The following is a 26,103-nucleotide window of genomic DNA, read 5'->3' as shown; positions in this document are numbered from 1 at the left end:
GTGAAAAGAGAAGAGGGAAGAAGATGAATACAGCTAAGAGAACGTTCTCTTTATTCATGTCAACGATTATGCTCGGAGCAGCCTTGTTCGTGCTGCCGAAGGAAAAAGCGGTGTCCGCGGAGCCGGTGAATTTGGCTTTGAACAAGCCGATTTCGGCGACGAGTTTCCTTCATTCGGCTGCGGAAGCGAACGACGGCAAAGCTCAAACCTATTTTGAAAGCGTATACACATTGCCCCAAGCATTGACCGTGGATTTAGGCAGCGGCTATGCGATCAATAAAGCGATTCTAAAGCTGCCGCCCACTTTTCCGGACCGTACGATTACGCTGGCTATCCAAGGCAGCGCGGACAACGTCACGTACACCGATTTGGTCGCTTCCTCCTCTTATTCCTTCCAGGCTGGCGCCGGGAATTCCGTTACCGTAACGTTCCCGACAGGCGCGGCCCGATACGTCCGGCTAACCTTTACCGGCAACACCTCCCGCACTTCGGCGCAATTGGCGGAGCTGGAGCTTTACGCGGATAATTCCGCGGCCGACCTCGTGGTCACCGACATTTCGTCGTCGCCGGCGAATCCCGTTGAAGGCCAGCCCGTTACGTTCAGCGCCGTCGTCAAAAATATCGGACAGTCGGCAACCGCTTCCGGCGTCGGCCACACGGTCGCGTTCAAGATCGACGGGACGACGATCGCTGTTACGAGCCCTTACGCCGAACCGATCGCTCCGGGCGGGTCGGCGACGTTGACCGCAAGCGGCACCTGGTCCGGGGAACGGTACAAGTTCGATATTCAAGCCGTCGCGAACGCGAACGGCGCCATTGGAGAAACGAATGCCGTCAACAACGACGACTACTCCGAGGAAATCACGGTGAGAGGCGCAGGGTGGCAGAACAATTTCAACATCAAGGATGCGATCGGAATTTACGATTTTCCCGAGCAATTGATCGGCTATCCGCTCGATTTTGCCGGGCAGAACGTAACGCCCGCTCATATCCGTCTCCGCCAGTACGGGCAAAGCACGCCTCTGATATACCAGCTATCGGACGTGGTCGTTAACGGATCGGGCTATTTGACCAGCGCGACGCTTCATTTTCGCACCGGTTTGAATATAGGCGGCATGAAAAGGTTCGTTGTGGATGAGGACAACTCGTATACGCCGAGCTTCGCCAATGAAGTAAGCCTGACCGACAACGGAGACGGAACGGCTACGATCTCCGGCAATCAGCAGCAGCTCAAGGTGCCTTACGGAAACGTGAACGCGAACGGAGCGGAGCTTTCCCAAGTTCCCGCGCCGATATTGGCGGTATCCCGTCAGCCCGGCGCCTGGATCGGTGCCGGATCGTTCGCCGCTCCTGCCGGAACGGCCGTAAGCCATTGGTACGGACGCGCGGTTGAGCAGGGACCTTTGTTCATCGAATATCAGGTCACGTACACGTTAGCCGACGGCCGGGTTTACGATGCCCTGTTGACGATCAGGCATAACGAAAAATACGTGACGGTTGACGAGAAGTATTCCGGCTTTCTCTCGAGCCAGAACGCTTACCTTCGGTTCAGCTACAAGAACGGCGTCGACCCGAACGGGCGGATGGCGATGCAGAACGGCGGGTATTCCAAGACGTCCTCCGGAGGAAGAAGCGGGGGTTACGGGGACGGTGCGGATACGAATGGCAAGCTTCCGTACGAGCTTGGAATTTACGCGGTCAACTCGAACAGTCTTATTCGTTCGACTTCGTTCTGGAACGATGCCGGAGACAACGCGATTTTGTTCGCCGCCAATCGGCTGAAGGATTGGAAGACGGAATCGAGGCAGACGTACAATGCTTATATTAAGCAGAACTTGCGCTTCTACAACAAGCCGTCGGACAAATATATGGAAGCGTCTATTGAAGGAACGGAGAGGCATTGGGCGCTGTCGGTCATTCCTCGCAGCGAAGAGGTTTTGTCCGGCAGAAGGCTGAGCGACATGACGAAGCCCGCCGACATTCTGATCGATTCGGAATGGACGAATATACCGACTTCAACGGGCTTGCAGCCGGGAACGGCGCCGGACGTGAAACTGTGGCAGAAGCTGGCCGATTTTAGCTTGGACGGCTACAAGGACATGGTGTTCGATTTTCCGGAGGACGCGAGCATGAAGCTTCCCATTCCGGGATACGGCAACGTAACCATCGCAGATCCGAACGATTATTGGACGGATAAGTATTGCTTCGCCTGCTTCAAGAAGTATTACAATTTGACGGACAAATATTGGGACATTAGCAGCGACCTCGGTCCGACGGGCAACTTCGGCAGGGCGGAGCGGTATTTCTTCTCCGACTACGCCTTCAATAGGGCGAACTGGGGCTACGATGAAAGGAAGCGCACGAGATCGCTGTTCGTCTTCATCGCGTATACGGCCGAGGACGACAACAATTTGCCTCACACGAGCATGCTGGGAGGCCATCCGAACTTTAACCTGGACGTCAAGCAAGTGCTTGCTTTGGCGGCGGGAGCTTTCCCGGGGCATCCGCACGCCGCCGCTTGGAAGTCGGCTTATTTGCAAGACTTCAACGAGTCGTTGAGCGCGTTTATGAGAAAAGGAAGCGGGACGTACGGCACGACAGGCGGCCGGTGGTACGAGAATTTGCCGACGTACGCCAATGCTTCGTTAACGGCGATGATAGCGGCGCAGGCGTCTTTGCTGCAATACGACGGCACGGATATTTTCGCTAACGACAACTTCAAGACGTTCGCCCGGTGGCTCTTGAACGCGATGTCGCCTAACGAACGAGCGACTTACCGTACGCCGGTGCCGATCGGAGCCCATGCGAGCGGAGGGGATCCGGGCGGAGAGTTCGACGGCATTTATAAGCTTCTCGCAGACCGGGTAATTATGGGCGACAGCGTGCTTGGAGGCCAGCTCCTCTGGTCGGCGACGAACGGAGCCCAAGGTACGAGTCCGGCGCTGAAGTCGGCCGTCTATCAGGACTACGGACCGATCATGAGATACGATTTCGGCGGGAGCCGCGAAACGTTCCTCTACCTTCAGCAGCTGAGAGGCCCGGGCTACCGTTGGTTTACGGCGGCGAACGGAGCGATCTACTACGCAACGAAGGGCAAGCGCTATAGCTGGAACGGCGGCGAAGAAAGCGGCGATCTTATCGACATCAACAAGCTGCCGATCTTCACGCTTAACGGCAACGCTCTCGGCGAAAGTCCGACGGACGGAGTCCTGTACGATTTTGGGGACGTTCAATATTACAAGGCGCTGGCCAACACGACGAGCGCTCCGTATTTGTCGCGAAGCGTCATGATGGTCAGGGATGAATTCATCGGCCTGTACGACGACGTGGGTAACACGACGTCGGACGGAAGCTTCCTATGGACAAACCGCGATACGGGATTAAAAGCGCAATATTACAACAACATGGACTTTACCGATTTGAAGGGAGTTCAGATCGATAACAAGCGTTTCCCCGGCACTAGCTGGTGGGGAGCGGGAGCTCCGATTCCGGCCATCGATCCGGACACGTATTCCATTGCGTGGACCGGGAAAATTTTCACCCGATTTTCCGAGCCTTACACGTTCACCGCAGCCGTCGGCACGGGTGACACGGCCAAAGTGTACGTGAACGGAGTGCTCGCGGCGGATACCGCGGCCGGAACGACGACTCCGGTGCCGCTCGTTGCCAACCAGCTTTACGATATCCGCATCGAGTACGTGCACAATACAGGCCCGGCCTCCATGCAGTGGAAGTGGAGCAGCCCGTCCCAATCGCCGTCCAACGTTGAAGGAATAGGTTATCTTTCCAACGAGCTTGACCAGTATCCGAACATTTACGAAGTAAAAGCCGGACCGGGCGACGAGTTTCATCTGGTTGCGCCGGACGCTATCCCCGTTACGAACAAATCCTATGGCGCGCTCGTTCGCAACAACGAATATGTATTCACCAGCGATACGACCCAGAATGTAACGGAAGGGTCTGCGGTGTTCCAAGGCAAGGTCGGGTACGCTTCTCCTCAGCAGCTTGTTCTGATCGACGGTACGAAGATCGGTTACAAGGATTTGGTGCTGGAGCGGTCCGGAGGCGAATTCGGGGCCAGCGTCTCGGCAGCCGGCGCGGACTCGGTGCAAGGCCGGATCGTCGGGCGGAGCGGAGGGACCGTCACCGTTACGCTGCCGAATTCTTTCACCGCGGCGGCAGCGTCGGTTACGATCAACGGCGTCGTCGTTCCGTCGTCGAAATCCGGCAATAAAATGACGTTTAACGTCAGCATCGCGCAGAACGAAGGCGTCAAAACGTATGAGATCGCAGCGGTGCAGCCGCTGTTCTCCGATACGTTCGAGGACGGCGAGGCGGACGGATGGACCGTCACCGCCGGAACGTGGAATATCGCGAACGACGGGGCGACGAAGGTGTACCGTTCCGCAGGCAACGGCTCCTCCACGTCGGGAAGCACGGTTTGGACCAATTACACGATCAAAGCGAACGTCAAACAGACAGGCAACGCGGCTATGACCTCCGATGTGATCGGACGGTATACGGACGGCAACCATTTCTACTTCCTGCAGCTGGACGGAGTAGGAAACCGGCTCAAGCTGTACAAAAAAGTAGCGAGCTCGGTCACTCTGCTGAAATCGGTGCCGTTCACCGTTAATCGCGGCCAATGGTATTCGATGCAGCTTGGAATGTCCGGCTCGACCTTGACCGGCTCCGTCGACGGCAATACGCTGATCACTGTCTCGGACGGCGAATTGACGAGCGGAAGGATCGGGCTGAGAAGCTCGGCGGAAACGATATTCGACGACATTACGGTTTACTGATCGTCTTCTGATAATCCTTCGGACTCATTCCCGTCTCCCGCTTGAACATTCGATTGAAATGGGCGATACTCTCGTATCCGACCCGTTCGGCGACTTCATACACTTTGAATCCGGGCTGCGCAAGCAGCCCTTTTGCTTGCTCGATTCTGCGCTTCGAGATGTAATCCATAAGCGACAGCCCGGTCTCGGACTTGAAGACGCGCGTCAAGTAGTTGGGGTGCACGTACAAGTACGAGGCGATTTCGGCAACGGAAACGTCTCTGGCATACTGTTCGTCCACGATTCGCTTTGCTTGCTCGGCAAGGCGATTGAAGCGCTTGTTTTCCATCCCACGCAGGTGGAGGATGAAAGCTTGAATGACGGATTGGCACCACTTCTTCAAATCGGCGGATTTTCCGTCCGACAAGAACGGGTATAGCATCCGTTCGTTGTCTCCGGCCCATCCCGCGAGCGACATCCCGTTGCGAAGGGAAGCGTGGATAACCACGCCGGAGACGACGTGGTAAATTTCCAGCAACGCCGTCATGTCGACAGGCTCCCGCCGATCGATCTCCTGAAAGATCAGATCGATTCTCTCCATCGCCTTGTTCATGTCCAGCTTGTCGAGCAGCAACGACAGCTCAGGGGTTTCGTACAACGATTCCAGCCTTTCATAAGCGACGGCGCCTGCAGACGGCCGATCGGCGAACAGAATGACGCCCGCGGCGTCGGCATTCGTCCGGCGGACCGTCGAGTCCAGCTTGCGGTAAGCGCCGCTGACACCGTCGGCCTCCGACATGCCGCCGAAGAAGACGGAGATGCCGCAGCCGAGAGTTCGTTTGGCCGATTCCTTGAACGGTTCGGCCATCTCTTCCATGTACTTGGCGGCTTTGGCGGCTTCCTCAAGATTTGGTTCCCGATAGAGAAGCACCCATTGTCCCGGCTCGCTTGGAAAAAAGAAGCTTTCCTTGCCATGAAGCAGCCATTCCTCCGCCAGCTCCTTCAGCGCAATTTCCCTTACGCCTGCTTCCGCGCCCGCCGGCCCGCCGGCCTCTTCGTCTTCGGCGCGAAGGACGACGGGAATGAAGACGTCTCCGGTCTCGAAGACCAGCCCGGCAGACGAGAATTTATCGGCATGGGTCAGAGGACTTTCGGTACCCTTGACAACCCAGGCGTGCAGCGCTCTTTCCTGCAAGAGCGGGTGCATCCGTTCGAGGCTTTCCTTCGCAGAGCGCAGGGCGTCCTCTCGGAACAGCTCTCTTTCGAGCTGCCTGACCGTGCTCCGTATTTTGTCCTTCAGCTCTTCGTAGTCGACCGGCTTGGTCAAATAATGGGCGACGCCGAGCTCGATCGCTTTCTGGGCGTAAACAAAGTCGTCGTGACCCGACAGAAAGACGATGGAGACCGCCGGTCTGCGCTTGCGAATTTCGGCGGCGAGCTCGATTCCGTCGGCTTCGGGCATCGAAATGTCGGATACGACGATATCGATCCGAGTCTGCTCCATGAGAGCCAGCGCTTGAGATACGCTATAGGCTTTGTAGACGCCGGTTATCGTCAGATCGCTCCATTCAATATCGTAGGCCAATCCTTTGACGACGGCTTCCTCGTCGTCGACGAGCAACAAATTATACATTTCGCTTCTCCTCCGGGGTGCCGTCTCCGAATACGAGCGTTACCCGAAGGCCGCCCGAATCGACGTTGTCGAGCTTCAAATCCGCGCGATCGCCGTAATTAAGCTTTAACCGCCAATAAATGTTGTTAAGCCCTATGCTTAGACGATCCAGCTCGGACGATTTCGTCTGCCGGCGGATTTCGTCGAGCTTCTCCGGAGGTATGCCGGGGCCGTCGTCCTCTACCGCGATCGTAATCCCTTCCGGCTCCTTTCTCGCAACGACCCGGATATGGAGCCGTTCTTTGCCCGGAATCAGGCCATGCAGAATAGCGTTCTCCACGAGGGGCTGGACGATGAGGCTTGGGACCGGGTGCTTGCCGAGATCGTCTTCGAAACGCGGGCGAAAGTCGATTCGCCCGTTGAATCGCATGTTCTGTATCTCGACGAGAGTGGTGACGTTGTCGCATTCTTCCCGGAGAGTGATCATATCGCGGTACCCCTTGGCCATGTCCCTGAAATATTTGGCCAGGTGGGAAGCCATTCGGGCCGCGCCCTCGTGATTTTCTCCCATTGAAGCCTGATAGACGAAGTTCAAGCAATTGTTGAGAAAATGCGGGTTGATCCGGGATTGCAGCAGTTTGAGCTGAAAGCTTTGGCTGTTCAAGCGCTCCACGTACACTTCGTTGATCAGCCTCTCCGTATCCGAGACCATCTTGTTGAAATGCCGGAAGACGATGGCAAAGTCCTTCTCCGGTATTCGTTCCAGGCGGGTTCGAAAATCGCCTCTTCCGACCTTGCGCATCCCTTCGACCAGATCGCGGAACGGCCTAAGCAGCCTGCTGAACAGAATCCATGTAAAAAGAAGCGACAACAGCGCGGCCATAGCCGAGAATGCCGCCATCAGCCATACATGGCCGGTAACGATCCGCATGGCGTAACGCTCGGAGAAGTACATTCCGACGACAAGGCCGGACGAAGCGGATTTTCCGTAGATGACTCGGTAGTCGCGTTTGTCGTCCGTAAAAACGAATTGGTCGGCATCGCTGTTTCGATCGTTCAGCTTTCGGAACAAGGAAGCTTTATCGATGCGGCCGCCCTTCTGCGAGAAAACCCAATTGCCGTTTATATCGGCGAGAAAAGGCACGCCTTCCGGCTCGGTGGCGTTCAAGTTGTCCAGAAACCTCATCAATTCGCTTTGCTCGATGCGAGCCATCACGACGATGCCTTTGTTTTCCCGGCTGTATAGAGGATTTTGCACGAAGCTCAAGCCGTCCCCGTCCATCCTCCAATGCCCCGTCTTATCCGCTCCCAGATCGAGCGCTTCGCGCTTGTCCAATTCGTTAATATCTCCGTATCCGGTTAGAGACGAGAAGCTTTTTCCTTTATTGCGGAGGTATACCCGGATTTCCCCGTTGAGCAGGCTGGCGTTCGCATAAAATTTCAGTCGGTCCATCAAATTGGCGTAGGCGAGCAATTGAGCGGCGTCCGTCTCGTCCTTGTAGTTCATATAGAGGATGTTCGTGTCGGTGAACAGGCTGTTGACGAGCTTGGACATGGCGCTGACGCGGTCGTCCATCTGGCGGGCGAGCAGAACGACCGAGTTTTGATAAGATTTGGTTACTTCGGATTGAGCGGTATCGATGCTCTTGCTGTTCAGAATAAAGCTGAACAAAAGCACCGGGATCATGAATGCCAAAAATCCGCCCATGATGCTTTTGGCGATGCTTGAATTTCGGATCCATCCGATCCATCCCATTGCATGCAGGCCTCCAATCGGAACTCGAAACGCGCAAAACCAAAGCTTCAAGATCTATATGCTTGCAAAGAAGAAAGGGATCAATCGCCGATTCGGATGAAAGACGGGGCATCCGATGCTGAAACAATATCGGAAATAGGGCGATGGAGGCGTGGTTTGCTCTTGAAAAAGCTAACATGAAGTGTTATATTAAAAGTGCGACAAATCAACGAAAAAACCTAACATCGCAGTTTAATCGTCGAATCATTCTCATATCGCATCCGTCACTCGGGCAACATAAACCCATTACTATGATTAGAACGGAGAGGTGAGTTTCATGAACGGATTAAGAATCCCTCAAGGGGACGACACGGTTAAGGTCGAGCTGACGATCAAGGAATTGATGGCGCTCGCAGGTATCAAATTTCACGGCAACCACAAGGTGGAAGTATCCGCCAAGAAGAAGCTGCATAACGCAATTGACGACCAGTATCAGATCGAAGAAAACCGTCCGCTGAACTGATGAAACGAATCTCTAACCGGAATGCCGCGGAGGCATTCCGGTTTTATTTTTCTATTGTATCGGATTTTTTACTACAATAGCGCAATAAACGGAAATTCTGATATGGAAAGGAATACCGTTCGACGGCGGACATCTCGCTTCACCCGCATTGAAATTTCTGGTATCTTATAGGCATAGGCAGAAAGACCCGGAAGGAAGAATGGATTCTTTTGAACAGGAACGAGCTGTTGTTGTCTTATGTAGAGAAATCGTTGATGCATAAGCGGATCTTCGAGACGGAATGGTATCGGCATAATACGATGGATCTTTCTTCCACCCAAACGGCGGCGCTTTCCATCATAGCCAAAAAAGGGCCTTTGCAGGCCAAGGAGCTTGGATTGCAATTATCGCTTTCCTCCGGCGGAATAACGACCGTATGCGATAAACTGTTGAGCAGGGGGCTCATTCGCAGACTGCGTAGCGATGGAGAGGATCGCAGAGCTGTTTTTTTGGAAACGACCGAAGAAGGCCGTGCGATGGTGATCAGAACGGATGCCGTATGGGAGCAGGTGTTGAACGTCATCTTTTCCGTGCTTACCGATGCGGAGATCGCCATGCTGCATCAGATTTATTCGAAGCTGGTCGACCCGAGGACTTAACGAATTCGAATCAAAAAAGGACCGTTAGCTGCTTGCAGCATACGGTCCTTTTTTGCGCGTGAACGCTTGAACTTATTCAACGACGATGTTGCCGCTCATGTTGTCGTGGCCTTGGCCGCATGTAATGCTGCAGTGGAATTCGAACGTTCCGGCATCGGTGACCGTGAATTCTTTCGTTTCGCCGGATTTGACTTCGACGTTCAAGTCGTCGATGGCGATGGCGTGCATGCCGGACTCGTTTTTCAGCGTTAATTTGATAGTGTCGCCTTTGTGCACTTTAATATCCGTTTGGTCGAATTTCCAGTTGCTTGCGGTAATCGTAATCTCTTTCGTTTCGCCGCCGGCTGCAGGAGCGGAAGCCGAAGCGGAAGAAGAAGCCGACGGGCTCGCAGGAGCGGAAGAAGCGGCGTTGTCGTCATTGTTGCCCCCGCAAGCGCTAAGCGCCATAGCCAGAGCGGCGATCGACAGCAGAGAGAAGACGGTATGCTTGGTTTTCATGATGATTTCCCCCTTAAATATAAAATGGTGCAAAGTATCTTACTAATAAGATTATTATCGGTCCGGTACATCATGTTACGCCTAGATACATTAAAAATCAATTAAAAAATTGTGAATTTTATGTTGACGATTACAAACAACCAGAGTAATATTCCTCATTGAAAACAATCTTATTAGTAAGGTATATGATCGGTCCACGACTTATATTGCACTGCTACTAGGAGGGTCAAACTTGAAAAAAACACTTGGCGTCATAAGCGCAGTATTGGCAGTAAGCGTCTCTCTTGCGGCTTGCAGCGATAACAACAATTCCAATTCATCGCCGTCCGCATCCGCATCGAGCTCGGCTTCGCCTTCCGCGAGCGCTTCCGCTTCACCGACTGCCGCGACCGCGCAGAACGAAAATTTCCCTAGCGTGCATTTTGACTTGGCAAGCACTCGCCATGTTCCTTATACGGAAGTGACGAAAGACAATGTCGGCGAGCTGGGCATCGTTTGGTCGACGGATTTCAAAAAGCTCGATTCCACGATTCCGAACGGGAACCAGTCCTTCACCGTCGTCGTTGACGGCGTTCTGTATGTCACGACTTCGAAAAACCACGTATTTGCTTTCGATGCGGTGAAGGGCACGCAAATCTGGCACTGGGCTCCCGATGCCACGCTGCTCGAAAATTCGAAAAATCTGTATATCGTCGCCAATCGCGGCGTAGCTGTAGCCGAAGGCAAAGTGTTCATGCTGACGCTGGATAACCGTCTGATCGCGCTCGATGCGAAAACAGGCCAAACGGTCAAAGCGGTCAACATCTCCGACGCGGTCGAGAACGTAACGGTCGCGAACGGTTATTACGAGACGACGGCTCCGGTTTACTTCAACGGCAACGTCTATATCGGCAGCAGCGGCGGCGACAACGGCGTTCGGGGCTTCGTCATGGCGTACAAAGCGAGCGATTTGACCCCGGCCTGGGACGCTCCGTTCTGGACGGTTCCGCCGAAAGGCCAGGATTGGCTGAAAAACAATAAATACAACGGCGGCGGCGCGGTATGGAATCCGTCCACGTTCGACGAAGAAACGGGTCTGATGTATTTCGGCACCGGGAACCCGGCTCCCGATATGTACGGCGTCGACCGTCCCGGCGCGAACCCGTACACCGATTCGATCGTAGCTCTCGACAGCAAAACGGGCAAGCTCGTATGGGCTCAGCAAGAAGTAAGCCACGACTTGTGGGATTACGACGCGGCGGCCACTCCGATGCTTATCAAAGCGAAAATCAACGGAGCCGAGCGCAAAGTCGTCGTTCACGGCGGCAAATCCGGCGAATGGTTCGCATGGGACGCAGCAACGGGCGAAGTCGTCTACAAGAACGTCCAATTCGCCAAAAAAATCTCTCACCCTGATCCGACTCCGGAAGGCGTCCTGATCTATCCGGGCGTATACGGCGGACAGAACTACGCGCCTGAGACGTACGATCCGGAAACGAACTACGTTCTTATTCCAGGCGTCGAATCGCCGAACGTAGTCAAAGGCTACGAAGGCAAAAAAGAGGAAGTGACGCCGTTCGGCACGACACTCGGCGAAACTCCAGCGGATATCGTTCCTTACGGAACCGTCACGGCGATCGACATGAATACCGGCAAAGTCGCTTACCAATACGACACGGATCACGAGATGCGCGGCGGCTTCACCAGCACGGCGGCCGGTCTTGCTTTCTACGGCGAGCTGAACGGCAAAGTGCGCGCGCTTGACATCAAATCCGGCAAGATCGTCTGGGAATTCCAGCTCGACGGCGATAATGTCATGTCCGCGCCGTCGATCTTCACGCAGAACGGCAAGCAGTACGTAGCGTTCACTTCCGGCGGCACCAAGCCGAAGATGTTTGTGTTCGCGCTCGGCGGCGACAAAACGCAAGGCGCTTCCGCAGACGGTAACGTCGAAGGCGGAGTGGATCACTCGAAAAAGTAAGCCGTCAGTAACAAAAGAAAAGAGGCAGGTCTGCGGACCCGCCTCTTTCTTACGAAGGAGGATATAAGATGCACAAACGTTACTTGGCGGGTACCGCCGTATTGGCATTGGCTTTAGGATTGTTGTCCGGCTGCTCCGACAATTCGAAGAACGAAGAGAGCAAGGCGACGGACGAAGGCAGCTCGGCGGTTTCCATAGCTATCGATCAAAGCGCGTTGGCCGTTCAGTCCTGGAAAATGGACAATTCGCATGTCGTTCCCGTCGCGGGCAAAGTGCTGTCGGACGGCCAGCCGGTTTCGGGAGTCGAAGTGAATCTGGCCGGCAAACGGAACGTCACGACATCCGAGGACGGCTCGTTCGAGTTCATGGTCGACCGGAGCATCCCGCAGACGCTTTCCGTCAGCGTAACATCTGCGGAGCAAGCGGCGATAGCGGGCAAATCGGTCGGGCAATCGGCTAAGACCGCTTTGTTAGCTGCGAAGAGCTCCGTTGACATTTATTATCCAGTCCAGGTCGTCGACGTAAAAGCGTCCGCGAACGATCCGGAGGCGGTGGAGGTTCACGCTCGCGCCGTCGTCGAGGAAGGGCAGGATTTTCCGGTCACGGCCCTGTACAACTATGCGATCAGAGGCACGGTAAAAGCTGCCGACGGATCGCCGGTCAAAGACGCAATCGTCAGCTTCGTGCGAGACAACGGGGAAGGCTGGTCGCGATCCGAGCCGTCGAATGACAAAGGCGAGTATGTGCTGTACTACTCCCCGGAAGAAGACGAGGATTTGTCTTTGAATGTCCACGTAGGGGAAACGAAATATTCGCTGCCGGAAAATCGCGTGTATCGATTCCCGGAGGATACGAGCGTGCAGACGGACATAACGCTTCCGGCGGAAGGCAATATCATCACCGACAAACCGCCGACGCTCGTCAGCCAAGCGGCAGAAGGGGCCGTATACTGGTCCGTTATGATCGGCGTAAACGCCGATTCGCCCTATACCGTCACTCTGCCCGACAAAGACGGTTCTTTCGTTTTGACGATTTCCAAAAAAGCATGGGAGCAAGCTCCTTCCTTTTTCGAGACGCGAGTAAGCCGGTTTTTGTTGAAACCGATCGCCGCAGGGGATACTGTCTCATCGGCGGATATCCTTCTCCTCAGGCGAACGAACCGCAGAGCATAGTCGCAGACAAAGCCTGACAACGGTTCGTTAAAGCCGCAGTACACCATTGACCGCGATGTCCGGCAGAGGACGCGCGGTCTTTTATTTCTTCATTCGCTCGTTTCGTGGTAAACTTCTTGTTGTCGTTTTTGCTACGATTAACGAAAGGATTGGCGTATTTATGAAATGGTTATCTAGGCTGCTTGGCGCCTGGGGGCTTAGTCTGCTGGCGGCTGTCGGCTTCGGAGCGCTGGCTTGGCTCGTAGGACGGGATCGAGTGCACAGCTTCGATTCCAATATCATTCAGGTCGTACAAGGCTGGGAATCTCCGGGCTTGACCCGGTTCATGAAAGCTTTCAGCTGGATCGGCTCGACGAAGCCGGCGATGGTCATCGCGCTTATCGTCATTGTTTTCTTGTTCGTCGTGCTTCGTCATCGAAAGGAACTGCTGTTTTTTATTGTCGTGACCGGCGGCGCGCCTCTGCTCAATTCGGTATTGAAGCATACGTTCGAGAGAGAAAGACCGAATCTTCATCGGCTGATCGAAGAAGCCGGCTATTCGTTTCCGAGCGGTCATTCGATGGCTTCGTTCGCGATGTACGGAGCGTTGACGTACTTGATTTGGGTTCATTTGCCCAATGCGGCGGCTCGCGTAACGTGGCTAATATTCGGCGCAGCGCTGATCTTGTGCATCGGCATTAGCCGGATCTACGTGGGAGTCCACTATCCGAGCGATATCGTCGGGGGATATTTGGCCAGCGGGACGCTGCTGCTCGCTTGCATCGCTTCATTCAAACGGTACTTGCGCCGTTGAAATTATAAGGGGGAGATTGGAAAATGCGCCTTAGAGGACGAAAGAACATTCGGGAAAGTCTGGAGCGCCAGCCGGATCTGGTTGTGCTGGAGCCGCAGAAGCTGAAGGGACGCTGGCACGAGTATTTCGGGAACGACCATCCGATTCACATCGAGCTTGGCATGGGCAAAGGCCAGTTCATCAGCACGATGAGCGGCACTAACGAGCAAATCAATTACATAGGAATGGACATATTCGACGAACTGATCCGCCGGGGAAGCGAGAAGGCCAGGAAGGTGTGGCGGGAAAAAGGGAGCGAGGAGGTTCCGAATCTCGCGCTTGTCAGAGGCAACGTGGAGCAGCTGGAGCTTATGTTCGAGCCGGGAGAGCTTGCGCGCATCTACTTGAATTTCAGCGATCCTTGGCCGAAGTCGAAGCATGCGAAGCGCAGGCTTACTCACCCGAGGTTTCTTCTTAAATATAAGGAAGCGTTGGACGAGTACGGAGAAATTCATTTCAAGACGGACTCGCTGAGCCTGTTCGAGTTTTCGCTCAACAGCTTTTCCGACACCGGGCTTCAGATGAAAAATATTTCGCTCGACCTGCACCGCGACGGCATTCGCCACGATCTCGTGCTGACGGAGTACGAAACGAAATTTTCCGGGCAAGGAATGCCTATTTATCGGCTCGAAGCCGCTATCGGCGATCGGATTGTCGCCGAGCACCGCGCGCGTATCGCCGAGGAATTCGCCGAGCAAGCTCGCCGGGCCGAAGCGCGGGAACAAACGTTGGATATAGAAAATAATTGAAAAGAAAAAAGCATCGCGAACGGCTCGGCTTTCGAGCGACGGGATGCTTTTTTCATTCTATTCGGCCGATTAAATCCATATGGATACGAGAAGCGCTGTAGCGCTGCCGAGGAGAGCTCCTGCGATCGTGTCGCTCGGGTAATGGAGCCCGAAGTAGACGCGGGAGAGAGCAACGCCGATTCCGACCGGAAGCAGTATGGGAATAAGCATCGGCTCGGCGAGCATCCAGGGCGTGAGCATGGCGAATGCGGCCGTCGTGTGCCCCGAAGGGAACGAGGGATCCTTCAGCGGCTTGCGATTCGTATTCGCTTGCGGGAACTCTTGGTAGGGCCGCAGACGCGGCGCGCTGCGCTTGGCGACAGCGACCGGAATGTGGCTGAGCGCGACGGCAGCGAGCGCTTGCCAGCCCGCCGTACTCCATGGCTCGGCTGCGAACCAGCCGACGGCCAGCGAGAAGACAAGGGTGAACGTCGCTCCTCCGAGCAAGGAAAATATATGAAAAAGCCGGTTAAGCAGATAATGGCGGTACCGCAAGTTAACGTGCAGAAAAAAAGGGCGTTCCACTTCGAGGAGCATGCGATAGATTCGGCTCATGGTCCATCTCCTTTTTGGCCGCGAACGGCGCTTTATCTCTTTGATTCAAGCATAATGAGGTTTTGTCATGCCAGCATTAACGGATATCGCAGCAGATGTTAATCGTTAGAATTGACATCCCTTTGACATGCCGATAACCTCCCCCCTGTAAGATGAAGGGAAACTAGCGGGAGGCGATGAGCATGACGGAAATCCGGGTAGCGCTGTTCACGGATACGTATTTTCCGGAGGTCAACGGGGTGGCCAAAACGCTTGAAAGATGGGTAGCGTATTTGCGAAAGCAAGGCGTGCCCTGCATGGTGTTCGCCCCTTCGCGGCCGTGGAGGGAAGAGAAGGAGGCGGACGTGGCGGAGAGACTCGTCAGTATGCCTTTGTTCCTATATCCCGAGATTCGGATTGCCGTCCCCCAGACGACGGGCATCGAGAAGAAGCTCAACGATTTCCGGCCGACCGTCATCCACGTCGCGACTCCTTTCGGCGCGGGCGTAGCGGGTCGGCATTTGGCGTTAAAAAGGGGAATTCCGCTAGTGGCGTCGCATCATACGCATTTCGTCAGGTATTTGCCGTTTTACAATTTACAGTGGATGGGAAGACTGACTTGGAGATATTTGAATTGGTTTCATCGGCCTAGCCGCAAAATTTACGTGCCTTCGCGTTCCGTTCTGGAAGAATGCAGCAACGACGGGTGGCATGGACTCGAAATTTGGAGCCGAGGCATCGACACGACGCTGTTCGGGCCCGATGTCGACCGGGAAAGGCTGCTGAAAGACGAGTGGATGCCGGCCGACCGATTTCTCGTGTTGTATGCGGGACGCCTGGCCCCCGAGAAGCAGCCGGAGATTGCCGTGGAAGCGGTGGCCCGCTTTAACGCTTCGACAGGCGCGAGCGCGCAGCTGGTCATGGCGGGCGACGGACCGTCGTCGGACGGTTTGAAGGCGTTGGCCGCCAAGCTTGGATTAGAGGTTCGCTTTCTCGGAGCGCTGCCGCAATCGCGGCTGCAGAAGTGGATGGCGGCCTCCGACGTGCTGCTCTTCCCTTCGCCGACCGAGACGTTCGGCAATGTGGTGCTGGAGGCCATGGCTTGCGGCGTGCCCGTGATCGGCGCGGACGGAGGAGCGGTGCCCGATACGATCAGGGACGGCGAGAACGGCTTGCTCTGCGAATCCGGCAATGCAGCGGCGTTCGCGGACGCTCTCGTCCGGTTGTACGAGGACGCTTCCCTAAGGGCTAGATTATCGGCGGCGGGCATGTACGAAGCGAAAAGCCGCTCCTGGGACGAAGTATTTGCGGGGTTGCTTGCAAGTATGGAGGAGACGTGCGCGACTGTTTCCGCAACCTTGGACGCGGTTAAATCGTAAGTAAAGGGCAGGGAAACATCGGGAAGCGTTGTTTATGTCGACGGGATAGGCCTTCAGCCCCCAAAAGATTGGTATCGGGTGAAAAATCGTCCTGTGAAGGAGCAATCCGGGTGCTCGGTGCCATTGGACGGTCAAAACCCCCGGATGTCGGGCATCCGTCCTTCTTTTGGCGAGAAACCCGTTTTGACAAAACAATGAAAACCGATGAAAATCAAGGATGTGTCTTTGACAGGGCTTTTGGATGCACCGGCGTGCCAACAAACACAAAACTAGAGAGAGAAAAACAAACAAAAGAAAAACAGGGGTCTAGGGGTACAACCGAATATGTTTAACCAGTTCCTTTTGGTCATTCAGGTGTTCTTTTTTCTGATTGGCGCTTACCAGATTATTTTGTCTTTTTTCGGATGGTACCGCAAAAAGGAGCGCATCACTCACGAACCGACCAAATCGTTCGCGGTGCTAGTCGCCGCGCATAACGAAGAAGCGGTCGTCGGCGCGCTCGTGGAAAACCTGCTCAAAATGAAATATCCTCGCGAGCTGTTCGATATTTTCGTCATTTGCGACAATTGCACGGACGGGACGGCCGATATCGTTCGCAGCTATCCCGGCGTTTACGCTTGCGAGCGGGTCAATCCCAATCAGCGCGGCAAAGGCTTTGCGATCGAATGGATGCTCAAGGAGCTCTGGAAGCATCCGAAGCAATATGACGGCATCGTTATGTTCGACGCCGACAATCTGGTCGCGACGGACTTCCTGACTTACATGAACGAAGACCTGTGCAACGGATACCGCGTCGTTCAAGGCTACCTGGATACGAAGAACCCGCACGACAGCTGGGTCAGCGCCTCCAACGGCATGAACTACTGGTTCTGCAACCGTCTGTGGCAGCTTCCGCGTTACAACCTGGGGCTTTCCAACTTCCTCGGCGGCACGGGCATGTGCTTCGAGACGAAGCTGCTCAAGGAAATGGGCTGGGGCGCAACGAGTCTGGTCGAGGATCTGGAATTCACGATCCGCTGCATCCAACGGAATATTTACCCGAAATTCAATTTCGACGCGCGAGTGTACGACGAGAAGCCGATTACTTTCCGCGCTTCCGCCCGCCAGCGCCTTCGCTGGATGCAAGGCCACTTCGATATTACTCGCCGCTATATGCTGCCAACGCTCTGGCAAGGAATCAAGGAGCGCAGCTGGATTAAGATCGATGCCGCCTTCTACATTTTCAACGCATACAACTTCTTGCTCGGTTTTCTGATCACTGCGACGCTCTGGTTCGATTTGCTGCTGCCGGGTCAGCCGCACTTCGATTCGATTTATTCGCTCGCTCCGAACTGGGTCGCGGTGCCGATAGCGTTGTACATTTACGCTCAGGTTCCGTTGTCCATGCTGCTGGAGAAGGTCAACTGGAAAATTTACCTGCGTCTCGTTACGTTTCCCGTGTTTTTCTTCTCTTGGTGGCCGATCACGTTCCACGCGTTTTTCACGCAGAACAACAAGACTTGGAGCCATACGCAGCACACCCGCGTTATTCGGCTTGAAGAAGTGCAAGGCAAACAAATGTAAGGTGATCCCCGGAGCCGGTCTCCGGGGATTTCTTTATTTCGGATGCCGCAACTGCGCGCCAATTAACCGGCTGCGGTTGGGCTAACGCTGTCTCGTCGCAGCTGCGAGCCGAGTAACCATCTGCGGTTGGGCTAAATGCTGTCTCGCCGTAGCTGCGAGTCAAATAGCCAACCGTAGTTGGTCTATTCGTCGCTCCGTCGAGACTTTCAGCGAATGTACGGTACCTCGTACCGCTGTTCTCCGCTCCTTCGAGACTTTCAGCGAATGTACGGTACCTCATACCACTATTCGTCGCTCCGTCGAGGCTTTCAGCAAATCTACGGTACCTCATACCACTATTCGTCGCTCCACCGAGACTTTTAGCGAATGTACGGTACCTCATACCACTATTCGTCGCTCCGTCGAGACTTTCAGCAAATCTACGGTACCTCATACCACTGTTCGCCGCTCCTTCGAGACTTTCAGCGAATGTACGGTACCTCATACCACTATTCGCCGCTCCACCGAGACTTTTAGCGAATGTACGGTACCTCATACCACTATTCGTCGCTCCGTCGAGACTTTCAGCGAATGTACGGTACCTCAAACCACTATTCGTCGCTCCACCGAGACTTTTAGCGAATGTATGTTACCTCATACCACTATTCGTCGCTCCGTCGAGACTTTCAGCAAATCTACGGTACCTCATACCACTGTTCGCCGCTCCATCGAGACTTTCAGCGAATGTACGGTACCTCATACCACTATTCGTCGCTCCGTCGAGACTTTCAGCGAATGTACGGTACCTCATACCACTATTCGTCGCTCCACCGAGACTTTCAGCGAACGTATGGTACCTCATACCACTGTTCGCCGCACCACCGAGACTTTTAGCGAATGTACGGTACCTCGTACCGCTGTTCGCCGCTCCTTCGAGACTTTCAGCGAATGTACGGTACCTCATACCACTATTCGTCGCTCCGTCGAGACTTTCAGCAAATCTACGGTACCTCATACCACTGTTCGCCGCTCCGCCGAGACTTTCAGCGAATGTACGGTACCTCATACAACTATTCGTCGCTCCACCGAGACTTTTAGCGAATGTATGGTACCTCGTACAACTATTCGTCGCTCCGCCGAGACTTTCAGCGAATGTACGGTACCTCATACCACTATTCGTCGCTCCGTCGAGACTTTCAGCGAATGTACGGTACCTCATACCACTATTCGTCGCTCCACAGAGACTTTCAGCGAATGTACGGTACCTCGTACCACTGTTCGCCGCTCCATCGAGACTTTCAGCAAATCTACGGTACCTCGTACCACTGTTCGTCGCTCCGTCGAAACTTTCAGCGAATGTACGGCACCTCGTACCACTGTTCGCTGCTCCATCGCAACTGCGAGCTCAAGTAACCGCCCAATACCCGCGTGCCAAAGCTCCAAGCAAATGGCCGTTGACTTTAGATATGCCCTATGATATAGTGTCCAAGTGAATGATTACGTGTGATTTATAGCACGCACAAGCAGAAGCGCCCGCTTCTCACCTGATCGGCTTACGCTGACGGGTTTGCGTAGACCGACCTAAGACGGTAGAGGCAGTCAGACTGCTTGCCGGATGAACGTTAGGACATGATGCGGGCCCTTCGACGGGAACGCATTTTTTTATTGTCTCTCGAATGAAGCGACATCCCATTACGGAGGTGGAACATTATCAGCAAGGATCATCAAATCAATGAGGAAATCCGGGCGAAGGAAGTACGTCTCGTCGGAGCTGCCGGCGAACAAATCGGAATTAAGCCTTTTCGCGAAGCGATGCAGATGGCAATCGACGCGAACCTTGACCTAGTCAATGTGGCTCCACAGGCGAAACCGCCGGTGTGCCGCATTATGGATTACGGCAAATTCCGTTACGAGCAGCAGAAGAAAGAGAAGGAAGCCCGGAAAAATCAGAAAATCGTCGATCTGAAAGAAGTTTGGTTCCGTTCGAATATCGAGGAACACGACTACCAGACGAAATTTCGCAACGTCGTGAAGTTTCTGGGTGAGGGCGACAAGGTCAAATGTTCCGTGCGCTTCCGTGGTCGTGAGATCGCCCATTCCAATATCGGCTTGAAGATTTTGGAGCGCGTCGCCAAAGAAGTGGCCGACATTTGCGTCGTCGAACGCATGCCGAAATTGGAAGGCCGCAGCATGATTATGATCTTGGCTCCGAAGAGCCACTGACAGGAGGAAACATTCGATGCCTAAGATGAAAACGCACAGCAGCTTGAAAGACCGCTTCAAAGTTACCGGTACCGGCAAAGTAAAACGCAACAAAGCGTACAAAAACCATCTTTTGTCCCACAAATCCGGACGCCAAAAGCGCGTTCTGGGCGCTCCAGCCTTGCTGGCAAAAGGCGACGTTCGCCGTCTGCAGCAACAACTCGCTAATTTGAAATAATCGACATACAGACATTTTCCGGGAGGTAATGAATCATGGCAAGAGTCAAGGGCGGATTCGTCACGCGCCGCCGTCGCAATAGAATGTTGAAGCTCGCAAAAGGTTACTGGGGCGCGAAGCATCGCCTGTTTAAGAAAGCAAAAGAGCAAGTAATGAAATCCCTTATGTACGCGTACCGCGACCGTCGTCAGACGAAGCGGAACTTCCGCAAGCTTTGGATCGTGCGGATCAACGCGGCAGCTCGCCAAAACGGCTTGTCCTACAGCAAGCTGATGCACGGCCTGAAATTGGCCGGCGTCGAAGTAAACCGCAAAATGCTTGCCGACCTGGCTGTGAACGACATCAGCGCGTTCAACTCCCTTGCTGGCGTAGCCAAAGAAAAAATCAACGCGTAGTTCGCGTTAAAGCGCCTCTGCAGTCTATTTGACTGCGGGGGCATTTTTTATTTAAACGAATCCATTACCTAAGTGACCTTTGGAGACAAGAAGCGTCGCGCGTCGTTAGCCCGCTGCCTGCCCGAGGCCCCATTTTTTGACAAGTGGACGGAGGTACAAGCCAAGGGCTCATCTCCATCATATGGTGAACGACAGGGATGCCGATCGTACAGCGCTCTAAGATGACTCTGTCCGATCGCATCGGCCTGAGGCCCTGTTGCCTGATAAGCGTGCTTAAAGTGGCGGCAGTTGGAGAGGAGGGGGCGCTATGTCCCGTGTTAGCGCATCGGAGGCGCGCAAGCTTATTGGTCGGCAAATTTATGCGGTTCGAAAAGACGGCTCGGTCGTAACGGGCAAGCTTGTGCGCGTTCAGAGCAATCGGCTCGTACTGGAGCAGCCAAAAGGTAAAAATGTGCAAACGAAAGCGATCATCCCGCTCGTATTGTTTGATTTGCTAGCAATCGGTACGACGCCGTTCGGCTTCGGTTTCGGCGGAGGCTTCGGCTTCGACGGATTCGGTTGGTGGTAATGTAAGGAAGATGTCCTGCGGGCCGCGCGCGTCGCGATCGCAGGACATTTTTTTGAATTTCGGCGAGAGGCGGCAGCGACAAAAAATTATCGCGACAGCCCGAAGAACGCGCCGAGCTGCCGCGATAAACCGTTATCGTCAAATTAGCGGCTTCGTCAGCTCGAAGCACAAAAGGGCTTTGAGATGATTAAGGACCCGGTAGCCGCGCCGCTCATAAAAACGAAGTCCGGATTGGTTAGTGTCGTCGACGAATAAGCGCGCGTCTGCGCAGCCTTTTTTTCTTCCGTGCTCTTCGGCTCTGGCCAGCAAATACGTGCCCCAGTGTCTCCCTTGCTGCGAAGCGTCGACGGCCAGCATGTCGATGAATAGAACGCGGTCTTGGACGATTAGGTGCAAAAAGCCGAACGGAACACTCCGCGGGCTTCGAGCTGCAACCAAGGTGGAGCCCTGCCGGAGCCGCTTGACGATTTCGCCGTGAAGCCTGCCGTCGCGAGGGTGCTGCCAAGGCGACAAAGGGACGAGCTGCGTGCGGACAAGACGGACGATGGCTTTTACGTCGCCGGGCTGTTTCCAACGAATCAAAGGCAGCTCCTCCCGTTATAACCGACTACCATACGCTGCCGCACGAGGCAGCTCGGATGATGCTTCATCTTATTCGGGGAAGCGGCTGCCGGATTGTAGCAATTGACGGGTGAATCGGAAGGAACTCGGTGTATGCAAGGGCGACGGCGGGGGATGCTATAGCGCGATGGAATTTTGCAAAAGTTCACAAAGTTCGCGTATTGACTATCGCCAGACCGGAGCATATAATATTGACTATATCGACTGAACATCCAACAGCCGTGAAGAGGAAGAAGCGAGAGGGCTCTTGAGCTCAGAGAGTATCGGAATTGCTGAGACCGATACCTTATTCCCTGTACGCTAGGTCTCCTCGGAGCTGTTCGCCTGAACCGCCTTTCATTGGCGCTGTAGGGGGAAACGGAGTGGCGCACGTTATCGCGCCTAAGGTATGAAGTCCGCCGCATCGAGCGCTCGATGACGCCGGCCGTACTTTATGAGGTCGTCACTGCGAAGTGCGCGACAAATCCGGGTGGTACCGCGGAAGGCATAGCCTTTCGTCCCGAACATCAATGCGATGTTCGAGACGAGAGGCTTTTTTGATTGCAGGGATTACTTTTACATGGGTCTGAATCGAAGGAAGGAGGATGTCGGATGAGCGCAAACAGTGCCACGCTGAAATCCAAGGAAGAACTGATTGAAAAATGGGGCAAGCCGGAAGTCATTACGGGCTCCGAGATGCTGCTTAGAAGCCTGCTGCTGGAAGGTGTCGACTGCGTCTTCGGCTACCCGGGCGGCGCTGTACTTTACATTTATGACGCTATGTACGGATTTGACGACTTCAACCATCTGCTGACCCGTCATGAGCAAGGCGCGATTCACGCGGCCGACGGCTACGCCCGTTCGACCGGCAAAGTCGGCGTCTGCATCGCGACTTCGGGCCCGGGTGCAACGAACCTTGTAACGGGAATCGCGACGGCTTATATGGATTCGGTTCCGCTCGTCGTTATTACGGGCAACGTGGCGACGAGCCTTATCGGTACGGACGCCTTCCAGGAAGCGGACATTGTCGGCATCACGATGCCGATTACGAAGCATAGCTATTTGATTCGCGACGTTGAGGATTTGCCTCGCATTATTCACGAGGCGTTCCACATCGCGAATACGGGCCGCAAAGGACCGGTTCTCATCGACGTTCCGAAGGATATTTCGGCTCTCAAAGGCTTGTTCCAGCCGAGCAATGACGTTAGCCTTCGCGGCTACAATCCGACGGTCAACCCGAACAAGCATCAAGTGGATAAAATGGTTCGGGCGATCGAGGAAGCCGAGCGTCCGATTATTCTCGCAGGCGGCGGAGTCGTTTACTCGGGAGCTCATGAGGAATTGTACGAGTTCATTACAAAAACGGGCATTCCGACGACGACGACGCTTCTCGGTCTCGGCGGATTCCCGAGCGGCCACGAGCTGCATATGGGAATGCCGGGCATGCACGGTACTTGGACGGCGAATACGACCATTCAGAATGCCGATCTGCTCATCAACATCGGAGCCCGATTCGACGACCGGGTGACGGGCAAGCTCGCCGGCTTCGCGCCGAAAGCGAAAATCGTCCACATCGACATCGACCCGGCCGAAATCGGCAAAAACGTGCCGACGGACATCCCGATCGTCGGCGATGTTAAAGCGGTGCTTCAACAAGCGAACGCTGTCGCGAAATACGCGGGTAAAGCGGACGCCTGGCGGGCGCAGATCCAGGAATGGAAGGCTGAGAAGCCGTTCAAGTACTTGGACTCGGACGCCGAGCTGAAGCCGCAATGGGTCGTATCGATGATTCACGAGACGACGAAGGGCGAAGCGATCGTGACGACGGACGTCGGCCAGCATCAAATGTGGGCGGCCCAGTATTATCCGTTCAACAAGCCGCGTTCGTGGGTAACTTCGGGCGGTCTCGGCACGATGGGCTTCGGGTTCCCTTCCGCCATCGGCGCGCAAATGGGCAATCCCGGCCGGACGGTCGTATCGATCAACGGCGACGGCGGCATGCAGATGTGCGCCCAGGAGCTCGCGATTTGCGCGATCAACAACATTCCGGTCAAAGTAGCCATTCTGAACAACCAAGTGCTCGGAATGGTTCGCCAATGGCAAGAGCTTATTTACGACAACCGTTACAGCCATATCGATCTGTCGGGAAGCCCCGATTTCGTGAAGCTTGCCGAAGCCTACGGCGTCAAGGCGTTCCGCGCCTCGAACAAGGAAGAAGCCCGTTCCGCCTGGGAGCAGGCGCTCGCGCATCCGGGTCCGGCCGTCGTCGAGTTCGTCGTCCGTAAACATGAGAACGTGTATCCGATGGTTACCCAAGGAAGCACGATCGATCAGATGATTATGGGGGATGCCGAATGAGCCGCAAACATACGATAGCTATTCTTGTCAACGACCAGCCAGGCGTGCTGCAACGGGTGTCCGGCCTGTTCGGCCGCCGCGGCTTCAATATCGAGAGCATAACGGTAGGAGCTTCCGAGGAGCCGGGGCTCTCCCGTATGGTCATCGTCACCACCGGAGACGGCAACACGCTGGAGCAAGTCCAGAAGCAGCTGTATAAGCTGATCGACGTTATCAAAGTAATCGATATCAGCGGCAGTCCGATGGTAGCCCGCGAGCTGGGGCTTATCAAAGTAAACGCCGAGCCTTCCTCGCGCCCGGAAATTCTGGGAATCGTCGAGACGTTTCGCGCCGCAGTCGTCGATATCGGTCCGACGACGCTTGTCGTACAAGCCGTCGGCGACACCGACAAAATCGACGCTATGGTCGAGCTGCTTAAGCCTTACGGCATTCGCGAGCTTTCGCGGACCGGCGTTACGGCCATGAACAGAGGCAGCCGCTAAGCGCCGCCTGGCATCTAACCCGCATCAGCTTCTCGTCGAAGCGGGTGTTCGAGAAGAGGAAGCGGAGCGTCTCTTGCCCCTCTCCCCTTTTGGAACGCCCGCTTCGAGGGTCGCCATAAGAAGAGAAAGCATTTATTTTAAGGAGGAACACATTCCAATGGCAGTCAAATTGTTCCATGAGAAAGACGCCGACCTCGGCATCCTGAAAGGCAAAACTATCGCCGTTATCGGTTACGGCAGCCAAGGCCACGCCCAAGCGCAAAACCTGCGCGACAGCGGCCTGTCCGTCATCATCGGTCTTCGCAACGGCAAATCCGCCGACGCCGCGCGCAACGACGGCTTTGAAGTATTGTCCGTCGCCGACGCTACCCGCAAAGCGGACGTCGTTCAAATTCTGATGCCGGACGAGACGCAAGCGTCCGTCTATAAGAACGAAATCGAGCCAAACCTCAAAAAAGGCGCGGCTCTCATGTTCTCCCACGGCTTCAACGTCCACTTCGGACAAATCGTCGCTCCTCAAGACGCGGACGTTCTGCTCGTCGCTCCTAAATCGCCGGGCCACATGGTTCGCCGTACGTACGTTGAAGGCTTCGGCGTACCGGGACTGATCGCCATTCACCAGAACGGTACTGGCAAAGCGTTCGAAATCGGTATGGCTTATGCCAAAGGCATCGGCTGTACGCGCGCGGGCGTTATCGAAACTTCGTTCCGCGAAGAAACCGAAACCGACCTGTTCGGCGAGCAAGCCGTATTGTGCGGCGGCGCGAGCGCCCTCGTACAAGCCGGCTTCGAAACGCTGGTTGAAGCGGGCTACGCTCCGGAGATGGCTTACTTCGAGTGCTTGCACGAGCTGAAGCTGATCGTCGACATGATGTACGAAGGCGGCCTCGCTTCCATGCGTTCTTCCATCTCCAACACGGCTGAGTACGGCGACTACGTCACCGGACCTCGCATCGTGACGGAAGAAACGAAAAAAGCGATGAAAGCGGTGCTGACAGACATCCAAACCGGACGTTTCGCTCGCGACTTCATCCTCGAAAACCAATCCGGCCGCGCGTTCCTGACGGCTACCCGCCGCAACGAAGCCGAGCATCCGATCGAAGTCGTCGGCGCTCAGCTTCGCAGCATGATGCACTGGATCAAGAAGTAATTCGGCTGCTCGCAGCGTCCAACGAACCCCGGCCTAGGCCGGGGTTTTGTTTAATTTATCGTTCGGATCGACGCTGCAATATGTTATAATCAAAGTTAGCCATTTTGAAAGCCATC

The 26,103-nt window shown here is 54.8% G+C and carries 22 protein-coding genes; 17 read left to right on the top strand and 5 right to left on the bottom strand.

Annotated features, from left to right (window positions below):
- Positions 1–23 precede the first annotated feature (23 nt).
- Positions 24–4,802 (top strand): galactose-binding domain-containing protein, encoded by a 4,779-nt coding sequence (locus tag D3H35_RS10380; RefSeq protein WP_119149062.1) that lies wholly within the window; start codon positions 24–26, stop codon positions 4,800–4,802.
- On the opposite strand, the gene D3H35_RS10375 is transcribed toward D3H35_RS10380, so the two are convergent.
- Positions 4,789–6,414, bottom strand: a complete 1,626-nt coding sequence (locus tag D3H35_RS10375) for a response regulator transcription factor (RefSeq protein WP_119149060.1) — start codon at positions 6,412–6,414, stop codon at positions 4,789–4,791. The genes D3H35_RS10380 and D3H35_RS10375 overlap by 14 nt on opposite strands.
- Entirely contained in the window at positions 6,407–8,149 is a 1,743-nt protein-coding gene (locus tag D3H35_RS10370) for a sensor histidine kinase (protein WP_119149058.1), read from the bottom strand. Before D3H35_RS10370 ends, D3H35_RS10375 begins: the two co-directional genes overlap by 8 nt.
- A gap of 316 nt (positions 8,150–8,465) precedes the next feature.
- Here D3H35_RS10370 and D3H35_RS10365 point away from each other — a divergent pair, with 316 nt between their 5' ends.
- Both D3H35_RS10365 and D3H35_RS10360 read left to right on the top strand, forming a co-directional pair.
- Positions 8,466–8,651 (top strand): hypothetical protein, encoded by a 186-nt coding sequence (locus D3H35_RS10365; RefSeq protein ID WP_119149056.1) that lies wholly within the window; start codon positions 8,466–8,468, stop codon positions 8,649–8,651.
- Between the two features lie 209 nt (positions 8,652–8,860).
- Positions 8,861–9,289 (top strand): MarR family winged helix-turn-helix transcriptional regulator, encoded by a 429-nt coding sequence (locus D3H35_RS10360; RefSeq protein WP_119149054.1) that lies wholly within the window; start codon positions 8,861–8,863, stop codon positions 9,287–9,289.
- 72 nt (positions 9,290–9,361) lie between these two features.
- On the opposite strand, the gene D3H35_RS10355 is transcribed toward D3H35_RS10360, so the two are convergent.
- A complete protein-coding gene (locus tag D3H35_RS10355) occupies positions 9,362–9,787 on the bottom strand; it encodes a cupredoxin domain-containing protein (RefSeq protein ID WP_119149052.1) in 426 nt (141 codons plus the stop codon).
- A 232-nt stretch (positions 9,788–10,019) separates the two neighbouring features.
- On the opposite strand from D3H35_RS10355, the gene D3H35_RS10350 reads away from it, so the two are divergent.
- The 4 genes from D3H35_RS10350 to trmB all read left to right on the top strand — a co-directional run bounded on the left by D3H35_RS10350 (position 10,020) and on the right by trmB (position 14,500).
- Entirely contained in the window at positions 10,020–11,747 is a 1,728-nt protein-coding gene (locus D3H35_RS10350) for a pyrroloquinoline quinone-dependent dehydrogenase (RefSeq protein ID WP_119149050.1), read from the top strand.
- Between the two features lie 68 nt (positions 11,748–11,815).
- A complete protein-coding gene (locus tag D3H35_RS10345; RefSeq protein WP_119149048.1) occupies positions 11,816–12,919 on the top strand; it encodes a carboxypeptidase-like regulatory domain-containing protein in 1,104 nt (367 codons plus the stop codon).
- A 160-nt stretch (positions 12,920–13,079) separates the two neighbouring features.
- Positions 13,080–13,712 (top strand): phosphatase PAP2 family protein, encoded by a 633-nt coding sequence (locus tag D3H35_RS10340; protein ID WP_119149141.1) that lies wholly within the window; start codon positions 13,080–13,082, stop codon positions 13,710–13,712.
- Between the two features lie 23 nt (positions 13,713–13,735).
- Positions 13,736–14,500, top strand: coding sequence for a tRNA (guanosine(46)-N7)-methyltransferase TrmB (gene trmB / locus D3H35_RS10335; RefSeq protein ID WP_119149046.1), 765 nt, complete (start codon positions 13,736–13,738; stop codon positions 14,498–14,500).
- A gap of 69 nt (positions 14,501–14,569) precedes the next feature.
- On the opposite strand, the gene D3H35_RS10330 is transcribed toward trmB, so the two are convergent.
- Positions 14,570–15,094 carry a phosphatase PAP2 family protein gene (locus tag D3H35_RS10330; protein WP_119149044.1) on the bottom strand — a complete coding sequence of 175 codons (525 nt, stop codon included), beginning with the start codon at positions 15,092–15,094 and terminating at the stop codon, positions 14,570–14,572.
- 182 nt (positions 15,095–15,276) lie between these two features.
- On the opposite strand from D3H35_RS10330, the gene D3H35_RS10325 reads away from it, so the two are divergent.
- The 7 genes from D3H35_RS10325 (at position 15,277) to D3H35_RS10285 (ending at position 21,397) form a co-directional block, all read left to right on the top strand.
- The gene (locus D3H35_RS10325; protein WP_119149042.1) at positions 15,277–16,452 is read left to right on the top strand and encodes a glycosyltransferase family 4 protein; all 1,176 of its coding nucleotides are present in this window, start codon (positions 15,277–15,279) and stop codon (positions 16,450–16,452) included.
- Positions 16,453–16,562: 110 nt separating this feature from the next.
- Positions 16,563–16,784 carry a hypothetical protein gene (locus D3H35_RS10320; protein ID WP_119149040.1) on the top strand — a complete coding sequence of 74 codons (222 nt, stop codon included), beginning with the start codon at positions 16,563–16,565 and terminating at the stop codon, positions 16,782–16,784.
- Entirely contained in the window at positions 16,777–18,015 is a 1,239-nt protein-coding gene (locus D3H35_RS10315) for a glycosyltransferase family 2 protein (RefSeq protein WP_119149038.1), read from the top strand. Before D3H35_RS10320 ends, D3H35_RS10315 begins: the two co-directional genes overlap by 8 nt.
- A gap of 1,707 nt (positions 18,016–19,722) precedes the next feature.
- Positions 19,723–20,217 carry a translation initiation factor IF-3 gene (gene infC / locus D3H35_RS10300; protein ID WP_119149032.1) on the top strand — a complete coding sequence of 165 codons (495 nt, stop codon included), beginning with the start codon at positions 19,723–19,725 and terminating at the stop codon, positions 20,215–20,217.
- A 16-nt stretch (positions 20,218–20,233) separates the two neighbouring features.
- Positions 20,234–20,434 (top strand): 50S ribosomal protein L35, encoded by a 201-nt coding sequence (gene rpmI, locus D3H35_RS10295; RefSeq protein ID WP_119149030.1) that lies wholly within the window; start codon positions 20,234–20,236, stop codon positions 20,432–20,434.
- A gap of 35 nt (positions 20,435–20,469) precedes the next feature.
- Positions 20,470–20,829 (top strand): 50S ribosomal protein L20, encoded by a 360-nt coding sequence (gene rplT, locus D3H35_RS10290; RefSeq protein ID WP_119149028.1) that lies wholly within the window; start codon positions 20,470–20,472, stop codon positions 20,827–20,829.
- A 307-nt stretch (positions 20,830–21,136) separates the two neighbouring features.
- The gene (locus tag D3H35_RS10285) at positions 21,137–21,397 is read left to right on the top strand and encodes a 50S ribosomal protein L33 (RefSeq protein ID WP_119149026.1); all 261 of its coding nucleotides are present in this window, start codon (positions 21,137–21,139) and stop codon (positions 21,395–21,397) included.
- A gap of 138 nt (positions 21,398–21,535) precedes the next feature.
- Here the strand turns inward: D3H35_RS10285 and D3H35_RS10280 are convergent, their stop codons facing one another.
- Positions 21,536–21,979 (bottom strand): GNAT family N-acetyltransferase, encoded by a 444-nt coding sequence (locus D3H35_RS10280; protein ID WP_158594055.1) that lies wholly within the window; start codon positions 21,977–21,979, stop codon positions 21,536–21,538.
- A 630-nt stretch (positions 21,980–22,609) separates the two neighbouring features.
- Here D3H35_RS10280 and ilvB point away from each other — a divergent pair.
- The 3 genes from ilvB (at position 22,610) to ilvC (ending at position 25,987) form a co-directional block, all read left to right on the top strand.
- Positions 22,610–24,355, top strand: coding sequence for a biosynthetic-type acetolactate synthase large subunit (ilvB, locus tag D3H35_RS10275; protein WP_119149023.1), 1,746 nt, complete (start codon positions 22,610–22,612; stop codon positions 24,353–24,355).
- Complete coding sequence (ilvN, locus tag D3H35_RS10270; RefSeq protein ID WP_119149021.1) at positions 24,352–24,837, top strand: acetolactate synthase small subunit; 486 nt, start codon at positions 24,352–24,354, stop codon at positions 24,835–24,837. The genes ilvB and ilvN overlap by 4 nt, the downstream gene beginning before the upstream one ends.
- 157 nt (positions 24,838–24,994) lie before the next feature.
- Complete coding sequence (gene ilvC, locus D3H35_RS10265) at positions 24,995–25,987, top strand: ketol-acid reductoisomerase (protein ID WP_119149019.1); 993 nt, start codon at positions 24,995–24,997, stop codon at positions 25,985–25,987.
- Positions 25,988–26,103 lie beyond the last annotated feature (116 nt).

Origin of the sequence: Cohnella faecalis (assembly GCF_003570905.1) — a bacterium.
GTDB classification, from domain to species: domain Bacteria; phylum Bacillota; class Bacilli; order Paenibacillales; family Paenibacillaceae; genus Cohnella; species Cohnella faecalis.
Note: the sequence above shows the minus strand (reverse complement) of the source record. Positions and strands in the feature narration are given on the sequence as shown.